This window comes from Mesorhizobium sp. M2A.F.Ca.ET.067.02.1.1 (assembly GCF_004023285.1).
In the GTDB taxonomy this organism is placed as follows: Bacteria; Pseudomonadota; Alphaproteobacteria; order Rhizobiales; family Rhizobiaceae; genus Mesorhizobium.
Genome location: NZ_RZSB01000443.1, coordinates 1 through 5,026, shown reverse-complemented (window position 1 = coordinate 5,026; position 5,026 = coordinate 1). Strand labels below are relative to the sequence as shown.

The following is a 5,026-nucleotide window of genomic DNA, read 5'->3' as shown; positions in this document are numbered from 1 at the left end:
GCTCTGGCTGCGCCAGCGAGTATGACGACCACTCAAGCCGAAAGCCAAAAAGGGGAACTGCAATGAACGAAATTTCAACAACTCGTCGGGGTTTCATAATCGGGGCTGCCGGCATTTCACTGGCATCAGCCCTCGGGCTTCCCCGGGCCGCAAAGGCTGCGCAAGAACGCCTCGGCTTCATCCTGTCGAACTATGTTGTCCCGCGATATCGGGCGCTGGACCAACCGTTCTTCGAGAAGGGGGTTAAGGCGGCAGGATACGAGCCGGTTGTCACTCAATCCAACCTCGATGTCGCCCAGCAGCTGAGGGACGTGGAAAACTTCATCAACCTCGGCGTCAAGGTGCTGACGCTCACGGCAATCGATAAGAAGACAAGCGTGAACATGGTACGCAAGGCAAAGGACGCGGGTATACCCGTCGTGGCCTACAATGAAGCGATACCAACCACGGAAATTTCGGCCTTTGTAGGACGCGACAATCGCAGCGTAGGTCGAACGGCCGTTCAGGCAGCCGCAAAGATGGCCGACCTGCAAGGCAAGTTCGTCATCGTTTCGGGCAGCCCCGAAGACACGGTCGCCGAAGAATGTACAGCTGGCTATTACGACGAGCTCAAGCCACTGATCGACTCCGGCAAGGTCGAAATCGTTAGCCACCAGTTCAACGCGAATTGGGATCCTGAAGTCGCTCGACAGCAAGCGGAGAACGCGCTCTCAGCGAATGGCAACCAGATCAAGGGCTTCTTTTGCAACGACGATGGCATGGCGGGTGGCGTCATTCAGGCTCTCCTGGCCCAAGGACTGGCGGGCAAGGTTTTTGTAAGTGGCCAGGATGCGACGACGCAAGGCTGTCGGAATATTCTGAAAGGCTACCTGACTGTCTCAAGCTTCACGAAATATGACGTCATGGGGACCACCGCTGCCGAGATTGCGGTTAAGCTTGCGAAGGGTGAAACAGTGCAGGCGCCGACCACCTACATGGCTAACGGGAAAGTTCCGCTGCCATGGTGGCCGATCGAAAGTTTCAATGTCACCAAGGACAACATTGTAGATTATATCGAGCACTATAGCCCTGCCTATCTCGACGCAAAGGCGGTGCTCAAAGGGATCGATGACAGTGAGATTCCCGATGATTTGCGAAAATTCCGCTGAGCTAAGAGCGCCCGGCCGCTCAGTCCGCGGCCGGGCCACGCAACGGGAGGATAGAACACCATGTCGGAGTACGTTTCTGTAATGCAACCAGCAAATCGAGCCGATGTTCGAGCGAGTGACATTAGGAATACGTCGCTAGCGGCAACGATAAGAGATTTGCGACTCGTTATTTTGTTCAGTCTTACGGCGATAGCGTGGGTTGTATTCCACTTCGCCACAGGCGGTTATGTGCTGACGGCGCGCAACCTCAGCATCCTTTCGGTGCAGATGAGTGTGACCGCCATCGTAGCCATCGGCATGACTTTGCTACTGATCGCGAAGGAAATCGATCTGTCGGCCGGAGCAGCTATGGCGCTGATCATCGTGGTCATCTTCCAATTACAGGTGGAGATGGGCGCATCTACGCTGGTTACGATTTGCGCGGCGCTTGCTCTTGGCGCAGCAATCGGAGTCTTACACGGCCTGGTGCGTGTTTGGCTGACGATCCCTTCCTTCATCATAACGCTTGCAGGTGTTTCTTGGATCCGAGGCGTCGCATTCCTCATTCCTGATGCGCAAACTCTCTCTGGCCTGTCAAACTCCTTCCATATGCTGGCGAATAGCCAGCTTCCGCCTATAATCTCAGGCGCGCTTGTTGTCACAATCGGCCTTGTCCTCGTCAGCAACTGTATCACGAAGATGCGTGCGAAGCAGTCCAAGCTCGCTATCTCGCGGACAGTTGAGAGGCTCCAGTTCGCGCTTGTTATCCTGCTGTCGCTCGGTTCGCTTTGGGTGTTTACGAGCTATCGCGGCCTGCCCTATCCGACACTGTTTCTGATCGTACTTACCTTCGTTTTCCATTGGGTGACGAGGGGCACCGACTTTGGCCGTTACGTTTATGCGATAGGGGGCAACGCGGAGGCAGCCAAGCGTGTTGGCATCAATGTCAACCTTATTACGGTCCTGCTGTTCGTGATCATGGGCCTTTTGACCGCCATTGCGGCAATCGTGCAAGGTTCGTTGCTGGACGCAGCGCCGCCCGGCATCGGCGATCTCCTCGCGCTAAACGCGATTAGCGCCGCAATCATCGGAGGGACCAACTTGTTCGGCGGTCAAGGCTCGATGGTCGGAACCGTTGCCGGTGCCGCTCTGATGGCCAGCATTGCCAACGGGCTAAGCCTGCTTGGGGTTAATAGCTTCACTCAAATGGTGGCTACCGGGGCGGTGCTTCTCTTCGCCGTCGGCATCGATGCACTGACTGCCAAAAAACGGTGAATGGACATGGAAAACGTCATCCAGGCTAACGGAATCGCCAAGTACTATGGCGCCGTCACCGCCCTCGAAGGCATCAACTTCCATATCGGCGCGGGCGAGATCGTCGGCTTCGCAGGCGACAATGGTGCCGGAAAATCTACCCTCATGCGGATTGTCGCTGGAGATGTGACGCATTCCAACGGCGAGTTGCTCATCAGCGGCTTGTTTCAGAACAACTACTCGCCGAAGACGGCTCGCGGGCTTGGCATCGAGATGGTCTATCAAGACCTGGCACTTTGCGACAATCTCGAAATCTACGAGAACATCTTCCTCGGTCGAGAGCATAAAAAACTCAATATTTTGGGGTTAGGGGTGCTGAACCGGACTTCAATGCTTGAGGAAGCCGAATGCGTGCTTAATACTCTTGGCTTGAGCATCCCCTCGCTGACGGAGCCTGTTTCGGCGCTTTCGGGCGGTCAACGACAGCTTGTAGCGATTGCCCGAGCCATGGCGAATTCTCCGCATCTTGTCATCCTGGACGAGCCCACCGCAGCCCTATCGGTGGCCGCCGGCCGCCCTCTGCTTGAACTCATTCGGCACCTTCCCGAGACGGGTACCTCGGTGATGCTGGTCAGTCATCGTCTTTCCGATCTCCTGGAAACAACCGATCGTTTGTACATCCTTAGGCGCGGCTCGATCGCATGCGAATTGACGACCAGCGAAACCACCGAGGAAGAAATCCTGCACGCTATGGCAGGGGTCGGAGAAACGGACTTCGGGCGACCACGGCTGGATGGCCCAACTGCATTTGCCTAAGGCTTGTTGATATTCAGGATTCCATGTTTGGCTTGTTTGTGATTCAAGCTTTGGATGGAACGCTTTGTGCTGACGGACGCCCAGTGGGCGAAGATGGAACCACATTGTCTGGGTAAGCCGATGGACCCTGGGCGAAGCGGTGGCGACAATCGGCGCTTCATTGAGGCAGTTCTGTGGATCACGCGGACGGGGAGCCCTTGGCGTGATCTTCCGGCTCTCTTCGGCAACTGGAACAGCGTCTTCACGCGATATCGCAACTGGGTAAAGGCCGATGTTTTCATTCGACTTTTCGAAGCTTGCTCAGACGAACCAGACATGGAGTACGCCATGGTCGACGCCACCATCGTCAAGGTCCATCGCCACGGCCAGGGCGCAAAAGGGGGACTCAGAGCCAGGCCATCGGCCGCTCCAAGGGAGGCATGACAACCAAAATCCTGGCACTTACCGACGCCCTCGGTAATCTCGTGCGCTTTGTCCTGCTGCCGGGCCAGCGTTTCGATACGATCGGCGTCGAACCGCTCATCGACGGCCTCTCCTTCGGCGCTCTGATCGCCGACAAGGCCTTCGACAGCAATAGCATCATTGCCGATCTCAACCAGCGCGGCGCCAAGATTGTCATCTCCCAGCATCCGCGCCGAACCAAGCCTATTCCGCTCGATGCCGAAATGTACAAATGGCGTCATCTGATCGAGAACTTCTTCTGTAAACTCAAGGAATTCAAACGCATCGCCATGCGAGCCGACAAAACCGACCAGAGCTTCAACGCCATCATTCATCTCGCTGCCGCCGTCATAAACTCCAGATGAATATCAACAAGCCTTAGGCGGGTCGGATGAACAACTCTGGCAGAAGAGCCTGCAGCGGGATCTGACACCTCGATCGTGGCGATCAGTGCCGTCGATGAAGCCAACAACATCGTACTCGTCGGCGGCCAACAGGCAAAACCCGTATAGCGACCGCTCTCAGCGTCCAGGCCATCGAGCATCATCACAGACAGGTTCGCTTCTTCTCGACGGTCGAGTTGGTCTATGCGCTGGAACAGGAGAAGGCACAGGGAAGATCCGGCCAGATCGCCAATCGCCTCGTGCATTCCGATCTCGTGATCCTGGACTTGGCTATCCGCCGTTGCCATATTGACGTTTGAATGTGCGTGAGAAGTATCCTGCACTTGAACCGCTACCCTCGCGCGGCCCACTTCCGCTGCCCTGGAGAATAGTTGTCGCTGGACAAGGACTCCTGCTTGGCGGACTTTGACATTCTTCCAGGGAAAGTCGAACAACGTTGGTAAGCGGTGCACCAGGGCACCTTGCAATAGGCCGATGAACATGGAGCTTTCGCGCCATGACATTGGAACATGCAGAGGGCGATGTGGTCGCCGAGATCAGCAGCACCGCGGCGGCTGAAGCTGGTGCAACGATGCCCGGCCGCGTACGGCAACGGAGGCTGTGGAGTTGCGCGGAGAAGCGCGCGTTGGTCGACCTTGCGAGCGCGGCGGGGTCGTCGGTGACCGAGGTCGCGCAAGCGTTTGGCGTGGCTCCTTCGCAGCTCTATGCGTGGCGCAAGCAGATGGCCGGCGGCGAGCACGATGTCGACCAGGCGGTGGCCACCTTCGCGCGCGTCGAGGTGAACGATCTGCCCGAGGTCGACCGGCCCGTCTCCGATTGCCCGGACCCGGCCGGCAAGATCGTGGTGGCCTTTGCGAATGGCGCGCGATTGCGGATCGACGGGACCGTCGATCCGACAGCGCTGCGCATCGTCCGGGCGGAGGTGAGCAGGTGATCACGGTGGTGCCGGCCGACCGGATTTATCGTTGCTGCGGTGAGACCGAC

The 5,026-nt window shown here is 57.3% G+C and carries 5 protein-coding genes and 1 pseudogene; all 6 read left to right on the top strand.

The features are described 5' to 3' along the window. On the top strand, positions 1-1,148 hold a 1,148-nt coding region (locus EOA28_RS24490), incomplete at its 5' end, for a substrate-binding domain-containing protein (protein WP_210214955.1). Positions 1,149-1,208: 60 nt separating this feature from the next. Continuing rightward, a complete protein-coding gene (locus tag EOA28_RS24485; RefSeq protein ID WP_128315372.1) occupies positions 1,209-2,402 on the top strand; it encodes a hypothetical protein in 1,194 nt (397 codons plus the stop codon). Positions 2,403-2,408: 6 nt separating this feature from the next. After that, on the top strand, positions 2,409-3,197 hold the full coding sequence (locus EOA28_RS24480; protein ID WP_189342165.1) for an ATP-binding cassette domain-containing protein: 789 nt from the start codon (positions 2,409-2,411) through the stop codon (positions 3,195-3,197). A 54-nt stretch (positions 3,198-3,251) separates the two neighbouring features. Then, positions 3,252-4,003 (top strand): IS5 family transposase gene (locus EOA28_RS24475; protein WP_128315370.1). Its coding sequence is split into 2 segments (ribosomal slippage): positions 3,252-3,582 and positions 3,582-4,003, totalling 753 coding nucleotides; the frame shifts between segments, so codons are not numbered across the junction. A 90-nt stretch (positions 4,004-4,093) separates the two neighbouring features. Further along, positions 4,094-4,308, top strand: a pseudogene (locus tag EOA28_RS24470) (ATP-binding protein); the annotation flags it as partial. Between the two features lie 230 nt (positions 4,309-4,538). Then, positions 4,539-4,976: a transposase gene (locus tag EOA28_RS24465; RefSeq protein WP_128315369.1), complete on the top strand. Its 438-nt coding sequence runs from the start codon at positions 4,539-4,541 to the stop codon at positions 4,974-4,976. The last annotated feature ends 50 nt before the right edge of the window (positions 4,977-5,026 follow it).